This is a genomic window from Agrobacterium sp. DE0009 (genome assembly GCF_007680755.1).
In the GTDB taxonomy this organism is placed as follows: Bacteria; Pseudomonadota; Alphaproteobacteria; order Rhizobiales; family Rhizobiaceae; genus Agrobacterium; species Agrobacterium tumefaciens_B.
The window spans coordinates 1,770,212-1,786,830 of record NZ_VEIU01000001.1 but is presented as its reverse complement, the minus strand read 5'-3'; the positions used below and the strand labels follow the sequence as shown (position 1 = coordinate 1,786,830).

At 58.3% G+C, this 16,619-nt stretch carries 17 protein-coding genes; 8 read left to right on the top strand and 9 right to left on the bottom strand.

Translation table 11 applies throughout. The features are described 5' to 3' along the window. Positions 1-5: 5 nt before the first annotated feature. Both cyoB and cyoA read right to left on the bottom strand, forming a co-directional pair. Complete coding sequence (gene cyoB, locus FS804_RS09045) at positions 6-2,009, bottom strand: cytochrome o ubiquinol oxidase subunit I (RefSeq protein ID WP_144576226.1); 2,004 nt, start codon at positions 2,007-2,009, stop codon at positions 6-8. 72 nt (positions 2,010-2,081) lie between these two features. Then, positions 2,082-3,155, bottom strand: a complete 1,074-nt coding sequence (gene cyoA, locus FS804_RS09040) for a ubiquinol oxidase subunit II (protein WP_144576225.1) — start codon at positions 3,153-3,155, stop codon at positions 2,082-2,084. A gap of 303 nt (positions 3,156-3,458) precedes the next feature. Between cyoA and FS804_RS09035 the strand changes: the two genes are divergently transcribed. Then, on the top strand, positions 3,459-4,781 hold the full coding sequence (locus tag FS804_RS09035; RefSeq protein ID WP_144576224.1) for an MFS transporter: 1,323 nt from the start codon (positions 3,459-3,461) through the stop codon (positions 4,779-4,781). Between the two features lie 136 nt (positions 4,782-4,917). Here the strand turns inward: FS804_RS09035 and FS804_RS09030 are convergent, their stop codons facing one another. The 5 genes from FS804_RS09030 to fabA all read right to left on the bottom strand — a co-directional run bounded on the left by FS804_RS09030 (position 4,918) and on the right by fabA (position 8,914). Then, entirely contained in the window at positions 4,918-5,511 is a 594-nt protein-coding gene (locus FS804_RS09030) for a TadE/TadG family type IV pilus assembly protein (protein ID WP_144576223.1), read from the bottom strand. Further along, complete coding sequence (locus tag FS804_RS09025; RefSeq protein WP_144576222.1) at positions 5,508-6,101, bottom strand: TadE/TadG family type IV pilus assembly protein; 594 nt, start codon at positions 6,099-6,101, stop codon at positions 5,508-5,510. Before FS804_RS09025 ends, FS804_RS09030 begins: the two co-directional genes overlap by 4 nt. 184 nt (positions 6,102-6,285) lie before the next feature. Beyond that, entirely contained in the window at positions 6,286-7,092 is an 807-nt protein-coding gene (fabI, locus tag FS804_RS09020) for an enoyl-ACP reductase FabI (RefSeq protein ID WP_063949379.1), read from the bottom strand. 6 nt (positions 7,093-7,098) lie between these two features. Further along, positions 7,099-8,322 (bottom strand): beta-ketoacyl-ACP synthase I, encoded by a 1,224-nt coding sequence (gene fabB / locus FS804_RS09015; protein ID WP_020011229.1) that lies wholly within the window; start codon positions 8,320-8,322, stop codon positions 7,099-7,101. Between the two features lie 76 nt (positions 8,323-8,398). After that, positions 8,399-8,914, bottom strand: coding sequence for a 3-hydroxyacyl-[acyl-carrier-protein] dehydratase FabA (gene fabA / locus FS804_RS09010; protein ID WP_063949381.1), 516 nt, complete (start codon positions 8,912-8,914; stop codon positions 8,399-8,401). A gap of 317 nt (positions 8,915-9,231) precedes the next feature. Between fabA and irrA the strand changes: the two genes are divergently transcribed. Next, positions 9,232-9,651 (top strand): iron response transcriptional regulator IrrA, encoded by a 420-nt coding sequence (gene irrA, locus FS804_RS09000; protein ID WP_006309975.1) that lies wholly within the window; start codon positions 9,232-9,234, stop codon positions 9,649-9,651. A gap of 74 nt (positions 9,652-9,725) precedes the next feature. On the opposite strand, the gene FS804_RS08995 is transcribed toward irrA, so the two are convergent. After that, a complete protein-coding gene (locus FS804_RS08995) occupies positions 9,726-10,364 on the bottom strand; it encodes a trimeric intracellular cation channel family protein (RefSeq protein ID WP_063949382.1) in 639 nt (212 codons plus the stop codon). A gap of 77 nt (positions 10,365-10,441) precedes the next feature. On the opposite strand from FS804_RS08995, the gene FS804_RS08990 reads away from it, so the two are divergent. Further along, positions 10,442-10,960, top strand: coding sequence for a hypothetical protein (locus FS804_RS08990; RefSeq protein WP_144576220.1), 519 nt, complete (start codon positions 10,442-10,444; stop codon positions 10,958-10,960). Positions 10,961-10,972: 12 nt separating this feature from the next. Here FS804_RS08990 and FS804_RS08985 read toward each other — a convergent pair whose 3' ends face one another. Then, a complete protein-coding gene (locus tag FS804_RS08985) occupies positions 10,973-11,683 on the bottom strand; it encodes a YoaK family protein (RefSeq protein ID WP_144576219.1) in 711 nt (236 codons plus the stop codon). Positions 11,684-11,879: 196 nt separating this feature from the next. Here FS804_RS08985 and FS804_RS08980 point away from each other — a divergent pair, with 196 nt between their 5' ends. The 5 genes from FS804_RS08980 to exbB all read left to right on the top strand — a co-directional run bounded on the left by FS804_RS08980 (position 11,880) and on the right by exbB (position 16,613). Further along, positions 11,880-12,821, top strand: a complete 942-nt coding sequence (locus FS804_RS08980; RefSeq protein WP_063949385.1) for an ABC transporter substrate-binding protein — start codon at positions 11,880-11,882, stop codon at positions 12,819-12,821. A 136-nt stretch (positions 12,822-12,957) separates the two neighbouring features. Further along, positions 12,958-13,731, top strand: a complete 774-nt coding sequence (locus FS804_RS08975) for an ABC transporter permease (RefSeq protein ID WP_144576218.1) — start codon at positions 12,958-12,960, stop codon at positions 13,729-13,731. Beyond that, entirely contained in the window at positions 13,731-14,516 is a 786-nt protein-coding gene (locus FS804_RS08970; RefSeq protein WP_144576217.1) for an ABC transporter ATP-binding protein, read from the top strand. The genes FS804_RS08975 and FS804_RS08970 overlap by 1 nt, the downstream gene beginning before the upstream one ends. 30 nt (positions 14,517-14,546) lie before the next feature. Beyond that, positions 14,547-15,284, top strand: coding sequence for a histidine utilization repressor (gene hutC, locus FS804_RS08965; protein WP_144576216.1), 738 nt, complete (start codon positions 14,547-14,549; stop codon positions 15,282-15,284). 189 nt (positions 15,285-15,473) lie between these two features. Then, the gene (exbB, locus tag FS804_RS08960; RefSeq protein ID WP_186376715.1) at positions 15,474-16,613 is read left to right on the top strand and encodes a tonB-system energizer ExbB; all 1,140 of its coding nucleotides are present in this window, start codon (positions 15,474-15,476) and stop codon (positions 16,611-16,613) included. Positions 16,614-16,619 lie beyond the last annotated feature (6 nt).

The window sequence follows — 16,619 nt, the reverse complement described above, 5'->3', positions numbered from 1 at the left end:
TTTCGTTACGCCTGTTTCGCGAGCAGCTTCGTACGTTCCGCCTCGACGGTCGAAACGTCAGCGGCGGGAATGTAGTATTCGCGATTGTAGTTGAAGGTATGGGCGATCGAGACTGCGATGATGCCGATGAAGGACAGCGCTGCAAGCCACCAGATATGCCACACCAGGGCGAAGCCGAGTACCACGCTGATGCCGCTGATGATGACGCCAGCACCGGTATTCTTCGGCATATGGATCGGGATGAAACCTTCCAGCGGCCGGCTGTAACCGCGCTTCTTCATGTCCGTCCAAGCATCCACATCGTGGATGACGGGCGTGAAGGCGAAGTTGTACTGCGGCGGCGGCGAAGACGTCGACCATTCCAGCGTGCGGCCATTATAGGGGTCGCCGGTCACGTCACGCAGCTGCTCGCGCTTCAGGAAGCTGACGATGAGCTGGATGATGAAGGAGGCGATGCCGAGCGCTATCAGGAACGCGCCGAAGGCAGCGATCACGAACCAGATCTGCAGCGAGTTGTCTTCAAACTGGCTGAGGCGGCGGGTGATACCCATCAGGCCGAGAATGTAGAGCGGCATGAAGGCGAAGTAGAAGCCGACGAACCAGAACCAGAAGGACAGCTTGCCCCAGAACGGATCGAGACGGTAACCGAAAGCCTTCGGGAACCAGTAGACGATACCTGCCAGAACGCCGAAGACGACGCCGCCGATGATCGTGTTGTGGAAGTGGGCGATGAGGAACAGCGAGTTGTGTAGCACGAAGTCAGCAGGGGGAACGGCGAGAAGAACGCCGGTCATGCCGCCGATGACGAAGGTGATCATGAAGCCGATCGTCCAAAGCATCGGCACGTCGAACTTGATGCGGCCCTTATACATGGTGAAGAGCCAGTTGAAGATCTTCGCACCCGTCGGGATCGAGATGATCATCGTCGTGATGCCGAAGAAGGCATTGACGTTAGCGCCCGAACCCATGGTGAAGAAGTGGTGCAGCCACACGAGGTAGGACAGGATGGTGATGACGGCGGTGGCGTAAACCATCGAGGCATAACCGAAGAGACGCTTGCCCGAGAAGGTGGCGACGATTTCGGAGAAGATACCGAAAGCCGGCAGCACCAGAATATAAACTTCGGGATGGCCCCAGATCCAGATGAGGTTGACATACATCATCGGATTGCCGCCGAGGTCGTTGGTGAAGAAATTCGTGCCAGCGTAGCGGTCAAGGGTCAGAAGCGCGAGCGTTGCGGTCAGGATCGGGAAGGAGGCCACGATCAGGATGTTCGAACACAGCGACGTCCAGACGAAGATCGGCATGCGCATCATGGTCATGCCCGGCGCGCGCATCTTGATGATGGTCACGATCAGGTTGATGCCCGATAGTGTCGTTCCGACACCGGCGATCTGCAGGCCCCAGATATAATAATCGACCCCGACCCCCGGGCTTCCGTCGATGCCCGACAGCGGCGGGTAGGCGAGCCAGCCTGTCTGCGCATATTCACCGATGAACAGGGAGATCATGGTGATGACGGCGCCGGCCGTGGTCATCCAGAAGGAGAAGTTGTTGAGGAAGGGGAACGACACGTCGCGGGCGCCGATCTGAAGCGGCACGACGAAGTTCATCAGACCTGTGATCATGGGCATGGCCATGAAGAAGATCATGATGACGCCATGGGCCGTGAAAATCTGGTCGTAGTGATGCGGCGGAAGGTAACCCTCCGATCCGCCGGAGGCGATCGCCTGCTGAACGCGCATCATGATGGCGTCGGCAAAGCCGCGCAGAAGCATGACGAGCGCCAGAATGATGTACATGATACCGATCTTTTTGTGATCGATACTCGTAAACCACTCATTCCACAGATAGCCCCACATGCGGAAATAGGTGATGGCGCCGATAACGGCGATGCCGCCCAGAGCCACGGCCGCGAAGGTGGCGACAAGAATGGGCTCGTGAAGCGGGATTGACTCCCAAGTTAGCCGTCCGAACAGGAACGACGTTTGATCGGAGTTGACGACCATTTTAGCCTCTTGCGATTCAAAAACGTATGATCGGCGCGGACTGGCCGCGCCGCAGAATGCCGGGACGGATCGTCAGCCAGCGACTTGTTTCGTTTCCGGCAGCGCCGCGGGTTCGAAAGTCTGACCTTCGATCACAGCCGGGGTAGATTGCGGACCATTGGCGACGCCGTAAGGTGCAAGCGGTGTGCAGACCACGGAGTTGAGAGCCTTGGCCATGTCGATGCCTTCCTTGCCGCCGCCGCCATTGGCGTCGATATGCATCATGTCGCGCATGCAGAGCTTGTTCGGCTCGACGCAGCGGTTGAGGATGGCGCTGTAGAGTTCCGGATCGACAGAAGCGAAATACTGCACCGGCTCACGCTCGGAAGGCTTGGCGAATTCGAGATATTCCTGGCGGCCGAAACCCTTGCCGCCTTCCTTTGCCTTGGCCACCCACTGGTCGAAGCCCTGCTGGCTGAGACCATGGAACTTGAAGCGCATATGCGAGAAGCCGGGACCGGAGAAGTTTGCCGAGAAGCCGTCATAGACGCCTTCCTTGTTGATCACCGCGTGCAGCTTGGTCTGCATGCCGCCCATCGCGTAGATCTGGCCGGCCAGTGCGGGCACGAAGAACGAATTCATCGCGGTCGTTCCGGTGATCTTGAAGTTTATCGGGACATCGACGGGCGCGGCAAATTCATTGACGCTGCCAATGCCGAGTTCCGGATAGAAGAACAGCCACTTCCAGTCCATCGCTACCACTTCGACCGTCAGCGGTTTGACATCGGCCGTCACCTGACGGTTCTCATCGATCCGCTCCAGCGGGCGATAGGGGTCGAGGCGGTGGGTGGAAATCCAGGTTACCGTGCCGAGCATCAGGATGATGGCAACCGGCGCAGACCAGATCACCATTTCAAGCCGCGTGGAATGATGCCACTCGGGGTCGTAATCTTCCGCTTTCGCCGATTCACGGTACTTCCATGCGAAGAACAGCGTGAGGACGATGACCGGAACGATGATCAGCAGCATCAAGACAGTGGACGTGATGATAAGATCGCGCTGCTGGATGGCGACGTCGCCCGATGGATTCATGACAACGAGGTTGCAGCCGCTGAGCAGCAACAGAGCCGGGATCGCCAGAAGGGCGGATGGGAGTTTTTTGATCATGCGCACGTTCTTTGAACTCGTACAGTTTGGATTAGGCTGCGGAATAATTACCAAACATCATTTCTGGAATGAGGTATATTGTCGCGGTGCAGCGAAAGCGTTGCGATGCACCATAAGCGGCAGTTCTGCTCAAAGGCGGAGTGGCTGCATTATCGCACGCTGGGCCTGACCGGCAACCCTTTATTTTCAAACTTCAATTGACGTTACGTAGGGTGCGTGTGACAATCCGCCGCATAGTAACGCAACGGAAGAGGAGCCGGCGCGTTACAGGGAATGGTTCGTCCATGACGCAGGAGGGATATTATGAGTTATACCAATGCTGCTCCATCCTTTGGGCAGGCACCGGAAGCAAACGGGGCTGGCCCCGTCAGGGTCGATCCGGATCGCATCACGATTGCCGTCATTCTCGCAAGAATGACCGAATTTTTCGACTTTTTCATCTATGCCATCGCCTCTGCGCTCGTCTTCCCGCACGTGTTCTTCTCCTATGCAGATCCACTGACGGCCACCCTCTATTCCTTCGCTGTTTTCTCCCTTGCCTTCATCGCACGGCCGATCGGCTCGCTCATCTTCCTCCAGATCGACCGTAAATTCGGCCGCGCCGTGAAGCTGATGGCGGCTCTGTTCACGCTCTGTGGCTCCACCATGGCGATCAGTTTCCTGCCTTCCTATGCGGAAGTCGGAATGCTCGCACCGATCCTGCTCGCCGTCTTCCGTATCGGCCAGGGTCTTGGACTGGGTGGTGCATGGGATGGTCTCGTCTCGCTGCTTGCGATGAATGCACCACCGAAACAGCGCGGCTGGTACGCCATGATGCCGCAGATCGGCGCCGCCATGGGCTTCGGCCTCGCCAGCGCTTTCTTCATTGTCTTCGTGACGCAGCTTTCCAATGCGGAATTTCTCGCCTGGGGCTGGCGTTTCCCCTTCTTCGTGGCGCTGGCGCTGAATGTGCTTGCGCTCTTTGCCCGCCTGCGGATGATCGTGACGCCGGAATTCCAGTCCATGCTGGAGCAGCATGAGTTGGAACCACGGCCCATGTTCAAGATGTTGCGGTCGCAGTTTCCAGTCGTGGTCACGGGTGCTTTCGTGCCTCTGGCCAGCTTTGCGCTCTTCCACCTCGTCACGGTTTTTCCGCTCAGCTGGGTGTCGCTCAATACCAGCCAGCATGTGTCCGACTTCCTTTTCGTGCAGTTCGTCAGCGCTATCATCGCTGGTGGCATGATCGTGATCTCGGGCGTTCTCGCGGATCGCATCGGCCGACGGAAGCTTCTGGCCATCGCAGCGGTGCTGATTGGCCTTTTCAGCCTCGTGGCGCCCATTCTCCTGGGGTCTGGTGATATCGGCCGTTATCTCTTCGTGTTGATCGGCTTCTCCTTGCTCGGCCTGTCCTTCGGCCAGGCGGGCGGAGCGCTCGCCTCGCGCTTCAGCCGTGAGTACCGCTACACCGGCGCCTCGCTGACGTCGGATGTGTCCTGGCTCATCGGCGCCGGTTTCGCACCGCTTGTCGCGCTCGGATTTTCGTCCAAGTTCGGCCTTTTCGCTGTCGGTATTTACCTGATGTCGGGCGCACTTTGCACGCTTATCGCCCTCTGGTTCAGCCGCACGCTGGATATGCCGTCGGAGTAAATGGGGCTTTGACATCACCCGCAGCCATGACGCCGCGGAATCCTCCCGGATTTCGCGGCGCTTCTGTCACACCTATCCGAATGAGCTTCGAGTTTTCATCCACAGGCGGCCGGAACCGCCATACTCACATCTCGGCTTAGCAATTGGTGCAGGCCGTTTCGGCGTCGCGCTGCTTGAAGAAATAGTCCCGACTTATCGTGATCGATTTTGTGCCTGATGAGGCGATATCGGGCATGAACATCATCAAGTCATGTGGAATGGAGAGCTCGACATGGATCAGGAAACTGTCCGCGAGTTGCAATCGGGTCGGAACGGCCACTGGCGAGCCGACCGCATAGGGCCTCTGATTTTTCTCATCCCATGACCACACGATTTTGGCCTGCTTCTGCGCATCGATCTTGATGCCGCTGATCTTCAGTTGCAGGCCTTTGATGCTGTAGGGTGCAAATATGGCTGCGGCGACATCCTGCATGCCGGCCAGATAGGTTTTGTCTACCGAACCTGTTTTCGATATCAGGTCATTGATGCTCGCTGCTGCAGTGCTCGCCCGTTTGTAGGTGTTGTAGCCGATCGTCAATTCAAAGGACGTCAGGTAAAGTGCGAGCAATATCGGAAAGATAATCGCGAACTCGATTGCACCGACGCCCCGTTTGTCGCGGGCAAAGCGCAACGCGAGGGCGACAAGACGTTGTTTGCCGTTTGCTGCCGCGGATAGTAGCCCCGCCATCATGAGCCCCCGCTCGTGGTGTATTTCTCGTTCATGAACGCGCTCGTTGCGACGATGAGAAAATGCGAGGGCATGGAGCCATCGACGGGTCTTATCTTCGTAAGATAAGGCCGGATGATATCGGCGACGACTCGCCATCGATAATAGACGCGCAACATGTTGATGGTTTCCGGTCCGCCCGGCTTGAAGCCGAACTGGGCCGTGTCGAGGTCATAATATTCGCCATAGGCCTTCAGTGGTATCGTGGTCGGAATATCCTTGAAGGCGGCGAAGGAGCGAAGATCGATGTAAAGCTTCTGTTCTTTCTCGATCTCACCGTCGCAGTTGATCATAATGGAGACTTCGTCGCAGAAATTCTTGCGGAAATCCGCTTTCGAGATCGAGCTGCTGATCTGGCCCGTCCTCAGGCGCCGGCCCATTGTCTCCGTCGCGTTCACGACGACCTGTTCGGCCATCATGGCAATGAAGGTTTCGAGGATTGCAAACACCACGAGGAAATAGGGAATGGCGAGGATCGCAAATTCGATGGCTGCTGTCCCGTCGCGCGAGACGCCGAATTTTTCCAGCAATGGCTTCAGTCTGGCCAGTCGCATAGGGGTCTATCTCTGAGAATATGCGGCAAGCGCAACCGTTGAATTGTTGCGGACGATAACCACCCCATGTTTAGATTCTATTACTTCGATGAACTATACTTTATTGAATTCCGAATTTGGTACGCCCCACAGCAAAAAAGCCCGGCTCAGGGCCAGGCTTTTCGAGAATGGATGGAGCAGACGCTTAATCCGCATCGGCCCGGGCGAGCACCTCCAGCGTCGGCGTGGAGGTGATGTTGTAGCCGCAATCCACATAGTGGCATTCGCCGGTCACGCCGCGGGACAGGCTGGAAAGGAGATAAAGCGCCGATCCGCCAATGTCGTCGATGTCGGCCGTCCGCCGCAGCGGTGCGTTCTTCTGGTTCCAGGCGTATATCGCACGGGCGTCGGAAATGCCTGCACCGGCGAGCGTGCGGACCGGGCCGGCCGAGATGGCGTTCACGCGGATGTCGCGTGGGCCGTAATCGGCCGCGAGATAACGCACGGACGCCTCAAGAGCCGCCTTGGCGACGCCCATGACGTTGTAGTTCGGGATGACGCGCTGAGAACCATTATAGGTCAGCGTCAGCATGGAGCCGCCATTGGTCATCAGTTCAGCGGCGCGCTTGGCAATTTCCGTGAAGGAGAAACAGGAAATGACCATGGTACGGCTGAAATTCTCGCGCGTCGTGTCGGCGTAAAGACCCTTCAGCTCGTTCTTGTCGGAGAAGCCGATGGCGTGCACGACGAAATCGAGCGAGCCCCATTTTTCGCGAATCGTCGCAAACAGCGCATCCACCGAAGCGATATCCTCGACATCGCAAGGTACGATGAAGTCGGAACCAAGCTCCGCAGCGAGCGGTTTCACGCGCTTGCCAAGCGCTTCACCCTGGTAGGTGAAGGCAAGTTCCGCGCCCTGTGCCGCAAGCGCCTTGGAGATGCCCCAGGCGATCGAGTGATTGTTTGCGACGCCCATGATGAGGCCGCGTTTACCCTGCATGATGCCGTTCATGGGCAATTATCCGTTATGACGCTGGAAGACGAGCGTGGCGTTGGTGCCGCCGAAGCCGAAGGAATTGGAAAGGATGGTGTCGATCTTGGCGTTGTCGATACGGCTGCGAACGATCGGAACGCCCGCAAATTCCGGATCGAGTTCTGAAATATGCGCGCTTTCACCAATGAAGCGCTCCTGCATCATCAACAGGCCGTAGATCGATTCCTGCACGCCGGCCGCGCCGAGCGAATGGCCGGTGAGCGACTTGGTCGACTGGATGTGCGGGATCTTATCGCCGAAGACTTCGCGGATCGCGCCGATTTCCTTGCTGTCGCCAACCGGTGTCGAGGTGCCGTGGGTATTGATATAGTCGATGTCGCCCTTGACGGTGGAAAGGGCCTGCCGCATGCAGCGGATCGCGCCTTCGCCCGACGGTGCAACCATGTCGTAACCGTCCGAGGTTGCGCCATAACCGACGATTTCGGCGTAGATCTTTGCGCCGCGCGCCTTCGCATGCTCCAGCTCTTCGAGAACCAGGACGCCCGCACCGCCGGCGATAACGAAGCCATCGCGGTTGACGTCATAGGCGCGCGAGGCGACGTCGGGAGTTTCGTTGTATTTGGACGACATGGCTCCCATGGCGTCGAAAAGGTTCGACATCGACCAGTCGAGATCCTCGTGGCCGCCAGCGAACATCACGTCCTGCTTGCCCCACTGGATCATTTCGGCGGCGTTGCCGATGCAATGCGCCGAGGTGGAGCAGGCCGACGAGATGGAGTAGTTGACGCCGTGGATCTTGAACCAGGTCGCGAGCGTGGCCGAAGCGGTGGAGGACATGGCCTTCGGCACGGCGAAGGGGCCGATGCGCTTCGGGCTGTTGTTCTTCAGCGTAATGTCGGCAGCTTCGACAATCGTGCGGGTGGAAGGGCCGCCAGAGCCCATGATGATGCCGGTGCGCTCATTGCCGCTGATATCGCTCTCTTCGAGGCCGGAATCGGCGATTGCCTGCTTCATGGCGACGTGGTTCCACGCGCCGCCCTGCGACAGGAAACGCATGGCGCGACGATCGACCAGGTCGGTCGGGTCCAGAGACGGCTTGCCCCAGACCTGGCACTTGAAACCGTGTTCGGCAAAATCCGGCGAAAAAGAAATGCCGGATTTGGCATTGCGCAGCGACGCGGTGACCTCGGCGGCATCACCGCCGATGGAAGAAACAATACCGAGGCCGGTGACAACAACTCGTCTCATCAAAGGGACCTTTTCTTTAGATTTCGGCTGGGCGACTGTAGGCCGTCCGGCGTTTGTCTGAACTATTTCGTCTGCCTCAGGCAGCCTTTTCCTTGGACAGGCCGACCCGCAGGTCGGATGCCTGATAGATGGTTTCACCATCCGCCTTCAGCCAGCCGTCGGCGGTGCCAAGCACCAGACGGCCGCGCATCACGCGCTTAAAATCGATACCATATTGCAGGAGTTTGGTGTGAGGGCGAACCATGCCCTTGAACTTCACTTCACCGGTGGAAAGCGCCATGCCGCGACCTTCTTCGCCCAGCCAGCCGAGGAAGAAGCCGGTCAGCTGCCACATGCCATCAAGGCCGAGGCAGCCCGGCATGATCGGGTTGCCCTGGAAATGGCAGGGGAAATACCAGTCGTCAGGGCTCACATCGTATTCGGCACGGATGAAACCCTTGTCGAATGCGCCGCCGGTCTCCGAAATTTCGGTGATCCGGTGCACCATGAGCATGGGGGGCAATGGGAGCTGGGCATTTCCCGGGCCGAACAATTCGCCGCGACCGCAGGACAGGATCTCTTCGTAATTGTAACTTGACTGCCTCGTTGCCATACCGCTTTCACTTCCCCAGTTACTGGTGTTGATTGACTTCACTAGAGCAAGTTAGGTTCAAAATGAAGCGCCACAAGGGCAGAGGCCGTTTCAGCCCCATTCTTTGTCTTCACAACCCTCTTTACAGAAGTCATTACCTCAATATGGCGTCCGCATACAGGAACCGTCAGTCGGGAACCAGAGGAAATTTGCAGGAAGAGCCGGTTTGCAGCCATTTACGACACGCCACGGCGCTGAAACTATTGAAAGCAATCCTCGCAAAAGATATATGCTATTGCAATTGACAGGTTTCAGACCTCTGTTTGGAATGGGATTGCATGGCATTTGACGCCACATTGGATATTGGGACGAGGCTGCGGCGCTCGGGGCTGCGGCCCACGCGCCAGCGCGTTGCTTTGGGCGATCTTCTTTTCGCAAAGGGCGATCGGCACCTGACGGTCGAGGAGCTGCATGACGAGGCGGTGACCGCCGGCGTGCCCGTTTCTCTCGCCACGGTCTACAATACGCTGCATCAGTTTACGGAAGCCGGACTGATCCGTGTTCTTGCCGTCGAAGGCGCGCGCACCTATTTCGATACGAACGTTTCGGATCACCATCACTTCTTCGTGGAGGGCGAGAACGAGGTTCTCGATATTCCGATCAACAATCTTCAGATAGACAATCTGCCAGAAGCGCCCGAGGGTATGGAAATCGCCCATGTTGATGTGGTGATCCGCTTGCGTCGCAAGCGCGGCTGACGCCGTATCTGGTAACGGATATGAAAATGGCGCCGAAGGGCGCCGTTTCTGTTTTCAGCATTTCCTTCGATAGGTCACTTCATCACGTCTTCCGGCCGTCTGCCGGGCTTGGCCTTGTAGGGCGGGAAAGTCCAGCCGAAAAGTAGCGCGCCGGATCGGACGGATAAGGCCGTCAGAAAACCCGCAGCGGACGCGGCATAAAGCGGTGCGCCGAAGAAATAGACGACAATAAAGGTGGAGGAGCCCAGAAGCGCGCAGGTGATGTAGATTTCCGGGCGCAGGAGAACCGAAGGCTCCCCCGCCATTATATCGCGCAACACTCCTCCAAACGTCGCGGTCAGGACGCCTGTGACGATGGCGACGGTTGCCGAGCCGCTCGCGGCAAGGCCCTTGGCTGCTCCCATGACGCAATAGGCCGAAAGGCCGAGCGCATCGAGCCAGATCAATACACGGTAACGGGATTCGAAGAGATGCGCGGTGAAAAACAGCAGCACCGCCACCGAGACGCAGACGAGAATATAGGTGGGGTTGATGACCCAGAACACCGGCGTTCTGCCCAGCACGAGATCGCGTACCGTACCACCGCCAATACCGGTCGCAGCCGCGAAAAACAGGAAACCGATCAGGTCGAGCTGCTTGCGCGAGGCGGCGAGCGCGCCGGTTGCGGCAAAGACAGCGACACCGGCATAATCGAGAAAACCCAGAAGTGTCATGAAAAGGTTCCCCCTGGAACACGGGCCGCGAACAGGTCAGTGTCGCGCAAGCACTAAACTCTAGGCTGGTCGCCCGGATGATCGCAACATCCATAACCCAAACGGATGCAAAGGAAAATGCCGTGCGAATCGCTCTCGTTGCTGCTCTTCAGGCGCTGGTTCTCTTGATGTTTCCAGCGGCGCTCTCGGCGCAGCAGCAGCTGGTGAGCGATCCTGAAATTTACGAGAAGGATCATTTCCGCAACGAGTGCAAGGTGGCGGCTTTCGGCGATGATTTCGTCACGCGGCTGGATATCAACAATGACGGGTTGATGGATGCCGTCGTCAATCATGGGGTTCTGGACTGCGACGGCAAAAAAGGCCGCGCCTGCGATGACGAGGGATGCCCTTATAATTTTTACGTGCAGGTGAAAGAGGGCGGCTACCTGATGATCGCAACCGCGCGGATCTACGGTTATGACTTTATCAAGCGGTTCGGCAACATGGTTTTCGTGTTGAAGATGCATCCGCGTTATTGCGAGCGCACCGACAAGGAACCTTGCCTGATGACGGTTCGTGTTCGCGGTACCAAATTCGTCACCATTTCGAGGAAGTAACGACGATCCCGGTCAGGGTGCAACCCGCCGGATTTTGACCTGCTGATTATAGCGGCGCCGCAATGAGCGGGGAATGACAAGGGTGGCAAGCGCGACAGCAAAAATTGCGCCTGTAACTACCCACAGGGCATCGGACTGTAGATTGGCGCCGAGAATGGCGCCGCAGATCGCGCCGCTCAGCATGCCAAGCCAGGGAACGATCTGAATTCCCCAGTCGAGGCTCCGGTCACCGAGAAGAAAACGACCGATGCCTCGGCCGAAGCGGGAAAGCGCGCCCGTCACATAGGTGAGCCCGATCGGCAGCCCCTCTATATGCTCGACGGCCGCATTGACCATGCCCATCGCGAAAACGACAATGTAGAATTGCGGGAGGGCCGAGGCCACTTTGCCAAGCAAGGCGGCGACGGCGACCAGGCATCCCACGACCGCCAGAACGGCAAAGATGCGCCGTTCGAATTTATGGGCCACGACGATGCCACCGGCATTGCCCGCCACAAAGGCAATGATCGCGAACAGCAGTTTCGCAGCGTGGGAGTAGCCTCCCGCTTCCGCCGAGACGGCAGCTCGCGTGGTATTGCCTGTCATGAAGGACACGAAGTCGCCCGAAATATGCAGGCCTACCGCGTCAGTCATTCCAGCGATGAAGGAAATCGCCGCAACCAGTGCAATGCCGGTTCCTGTTCGTCTCGCTCTGATGATGCTGCGGCGTCTTTGTCTGGTCATGGAAAGCTCGATTTAAAAACCCCAGCCGATGCGCGCGGGCTCTTATTTCTAGAATGGCAGGCGGCAAGTTTGCAATCGTTCTGAGAGCGCTCACCAGCAGCCATTTTGTCTAGACAAATGGGGAATCACTGCCTACCATGCCTCAAATAAAGCGAAACACAACATCGCACAAAAATAAGTCAAAGGGGTTCAGATCATGAAGAAAACGTGGGTTCTCGCCACTATTGCCGCACTTGCCTCATCCGCTTCCGCTTACGCTGAAACCGCAGTGACCATCGGAATGTCCGGCTGGACAGGGTTTGCACCGCTGACGCTTGCCAAGCAGGCGGGCATTTTTGAAAAGAACGGCCTCAAAGTCGAGATCAAGAAGATTCCGCAGGCCAGCCGTCACCTTGCTCTCGCGTCCGGCGACATTCAGTGCGCGGCCACCACGGTGGAAACCTGGATCGCGTGGAATGCCAATGGCGTGAAATCCACCCAGATTTTCCAGATGGACAAGTCTCACGGTGCTGACGGTATCGCGGTTCGCAGCGACGTCTCCAAGGTCGCCGACCTCAAGGGCAAGACGATTGCCGCCTCCGCGCCGGGCACATCACCCTATTTCTTCCTCGCATGGATCCTCAAGGAGAACGGCCTGACGCTGAAGGATGTGAAGGTTGTCAACCTTGAGCCAGGCCCGGCTGCGCAGGCCTTCGTCGCTGGCCAGAACGATGCGGCCATGACCTATGAACCGTATCTTTCCACCGTTCGTGCCGCGCCCGACAAGGGCAAGATCCTTGCGACAACGCTGGATTACCCCGCTGTCATGGATACGTTCGGTTGCACCCCGGATTTCCTGAAGGCCAATCCGCAGGCGGCCAAGGCCCTCGCAGACAGCTATTTTCAGGCACTGGAACTGATCAAGGCCGACCCGGAAAAGTCCTATGCGACAATGGGGGCGGACGTAAAGCAGGCAGGTGAAGCCTTCGCCGCCTCTGCAAAATTCCTTGAATGGCAGGACAAGGCTGCCAACCAGAAATTCTTTGACGGTGAATTCAAAACATTTTCCGAAAAGGCGGCCGACCTGCTGCTGGAAATTGGCGTGATAAAGTCGAAGCCCGATCTTTCGACCCTCGCGGACACCTCTTTCATCAAGTAATCGAACAGGCCGCTGACATTCCCGCGGGGATGCCGCGGCGGAAAGCAAGTGAGAGCGTCGGTTGCGTGATGAAACACGTTCGGCGCCCTGATGGCGCGGCAAGAGTGCCGCGCCGACTTTATGGTTAAGGTCTCAGATGCAACCTCTTCAACCCATCCGCAACAGCACGAGAATTAGTCTTGGCGTTCTGTTTTTCGTTCTGTTTTTTGCCGCCTGGGGCTTTGCCACGCTTGGCGGTTTCGTGTCGCCGACCTTTCTGGCCGACCCTATCACCATGCTGAAGGATGGCATCTATCTTCTGACCGATCAGGGTTTTGCCAGCGATATTGGCATGACGATCTGGCGCGTCGTCGGTGGCTTCGTTTTGGCCTCGCTCGTGGCCGTCCCGCTCGGCATTGCGATGGGAGCATATAAGCCCGTCGAAGCGCTGCTTGAGCCGTTTGTCTCCTTCGCGCGCTATCTGCCGGCTTCAGCCTTCGTTCCGCTGCTCATTCTCTGGGCCGGTATCGGCGAGATGCAGAAGCTGCTTGTCATCTTCATTGGTGCGGTGTTCCAGATCATCCTGATGGTCGCCGTGGCGGTTGCCGGCACGCGCCGCGATCTGGTGGAGGCCGCCTATACGCTGGGTGCGAAGGACCGGGGCGTGGTGCGCCGTGTTCTCATTCCTGCCAATGCGCCAGACATCGCCGAAATTCTCCGCCTCGTCCTCGGCTGGGCCTGGACCTACGTCATCGTTGCGGAACTCATCGGCGCTTCCTCGGGTATCGGCTACATGATCATCAACAGCCAGGCGTTGATGGCGACAGGCCAGATCATCTTCGGCATCATCGTTATCGGCGTCATCGGCCTTATCTCGGATTTCGCGTTCAAATCGCTGAACCGGAAGCTTTTTGCGTGGAGGCTTGCCTGATGAGCGAACTCGTTATCAAGGGCGTCAGCCGCACGTTTCCAGGCGTACAGGGCGGGCAGCCGACATTGGCCTTGCAGCCGACCAGTCTGGAAATCCCGCGCAATGATTTCGTCACCATTCTCGGCCCGTCGGGATGCGGAAAATCAACCTTGCTGCGCATCATCGCCGGTCTCGACCGTCCGACGACGGGCGAGGTGGTGTTGTCCGGAAGGCCTGTGACGGGCCCCGGAGCGGATCGCGGGATGGTGTTCCAGTCCTATACCCTGTTCCCCTGGCTGACGATCCGCGAAAATGTTGCTTTTGGCTTGCGCGAACGCGGCGTCGCCGAGAAGGAAAAATGGGAGATCGTCGACAGCTACATCGACAAGGTCGGCCTGCGCGGCTTCGAAAACCATTGGCCAAAGCAATTGTCCGGCGGCATGCAGCAGAGAACGGCCATTGCCCGAGCGCTCGCGAACGGCCCAAAAATCCTGCTGCTTGACGAGCCATTCGGGGCTCTCGACAACCAGACGCGCGGGCTGATGCAGGAATTGCTGCTCGGCATCTGGGAGCGCGAGCAGAAGACGGTCATATTCGTCACTCATGATATCGAAGAGGCGGTCTTCATGGCGTCGCGTGTCGTGACCATGTCCGCAAGGCCCGGCCGCGTCAAGTCGATTACGCCGGTCGATCTGCCGCATCCCCGTCATTATACCGTCAAGGCCAGTCCGGAATTTTCCGAACTGCGGGCAAAGCTCACGGAGGAAATCCGCAGCGAGGCGATCGCCGCCGCCGCCCATGGCTAACTGATCCGGAAGAAGGGGTGACGTATCGGGATGAGGAATTCAGGCGTCGATCTTCAGGAGAAATCATTGCACGAGCGCATCCGCAATGATGTCGAGCGACAGATCATGTCGGGTGAGTGGCCGCCGGGATATCGTATTCCTTTCGAGCACGAAATGACCCGGCAATATGCCTGCTCGCGCATGACGGTGAACAAGGCTCTCGGCGAACTGGTTCGGCGCGGCCTGATAGAAAGACGCCGGCGGCTTGGCACTTTCGTTCGTCAGCCGCACGCGCAATCCGCCGTGCTGGACATCCACGACATTGAACGGGAAGTCCAGTCGCTGGGCCTTGCTTACAGCTATCGTCTCGACAGGAGAGACAAGCGTTCGGTGGGGGAGAAAGATGGCGCCGCCATGGAGCTTGCCGCCGACGCCCCTGTTCTCGACCTCACCTGCACGCATTTTGCCGGCGGCGTCCCCTTCTGCGTCGAACATCGCATCATCAATGTCACTGCTGTTCCCGATGCGGCGTTTGCGGATTTTTCTGAGGTCGGGCCCGGTACGTGGCTGCTGAAGATGGTTCCTTGGAGTGCTGCCGAACATCGCATCAGTGCCGTCTCCGCCGACCGGAAAATCGCGACAGCACTGGGCATTGCTTTTGGTACCGCCTGTCTTGTTGTCGACCGGCGCACCTGGCACGGCCCGGATCACATCACCCGTGTCCGGGTTATCTATCCCGGAGACCGCCATGCACTCGTTGCGCAGTTTTCGCCCTCACAAAAAAGCTGAGGCACGCGCAGTTCATTTTTTGACAAAGAGGAGTTTACGAGTCGCCTTTTGACAATATAATAGTTGTCAAAAGAACTCAGGTTATTTACGGAACGTCAAGCTTTCACGACGGCATCCGTTCATGACCCCGGTTTTCACGAACCGGTCATTTAGCGGATGAGTTCATCGACGGAAATCCGGGATAAAATCATGCCAGCCGAGACCTCAACCTCTTTAGCACTTTTCAATAGGGCAAATACTGCAAGGCGCTTTGCCCTTGGCGTGGCTGTCATCGTCGTGGCCGGTTTGAGCACGGTCACGGTTTTTGCTCAGACGGCTTCGGAAACGCAAACAGTTCAGCCGGCACAGCAGACGGACCCCGTGACGCCGGCCGCCCCGCCGCCCGCGCCCGGCCAGCCTTCCGCAACTGCACCTGAGCAGCCCGCCGCGAGCACACCGTCCCAGCCTTCGTCAATTGAGCCGGTACAGGCTCAACCAGCGGCAGCCACGCCGCCGGCTCAGACAGAACAGCCTGGTCAGGCCTCTGAGGCACCAGTGCCGAACGAGGCCACAACGCCCATCGAGCCTGTCAGCCCGGCGCCCGCGAGCGCCGAACATCGTGCGGACATCCCGCACAATTTGTCTCCGTGGGGCATGTTCATGGCCGCCGACTGGGTCGTTAAGGGCGTCATGATCGGTCTTGCTTTCGCATCGCTGGTCACCTGGACGGTCTGGGTTGCCAAGTCGATCGAGCTTGCGGGTGCACGCGTGCGTGCAGGCGCGACACTCAAGGTCATTCGCAAGGCCAAAACGCTGAGTGAAGCGACCGAGGCCGTGGAAAAGAAGGGCGGACCGGCAGCGCTGATGCTGCGCATGGCCACCCATGAAATGCAGCTTTCTGACGCGGTTGTCGAACATACGGATGGCGGCGGCATCAAGGAGCGGGTGTCGTCGGCCCTGTCGCGGATCGAAACCCATGCCGGCCGCCGCATGTCCCGCGGGACCGGCGTTCTGGCGACCATAGGCTCCACCGCTCCCTTCGTTGGCCTGTTCGGCACCGTCTGGGGCATCATGAATTCCTTCATCAGCATTTCGGAATCGCAGACCACCAATCTTGCCGTTGTCGCGCCCGGCATTGCGGAAGCGCTTCTCGCAACCGCCATCGGTCTTGTCGCCGCAATTCCGGCGGTCGTGATCTACAACGTCTTCGCCCGTTCCATTACTGGATACCGCCATTTGCTAGCGGATGCTGCAGCCGGCGTCGAACGCCTCGTCAGCCGCGATCTAGATTTCCGTCGCATTCCGCCGGGCAGCACAAGCAGGCCCGCCGTCTCGCTGGTTGGACGGTGATCGATC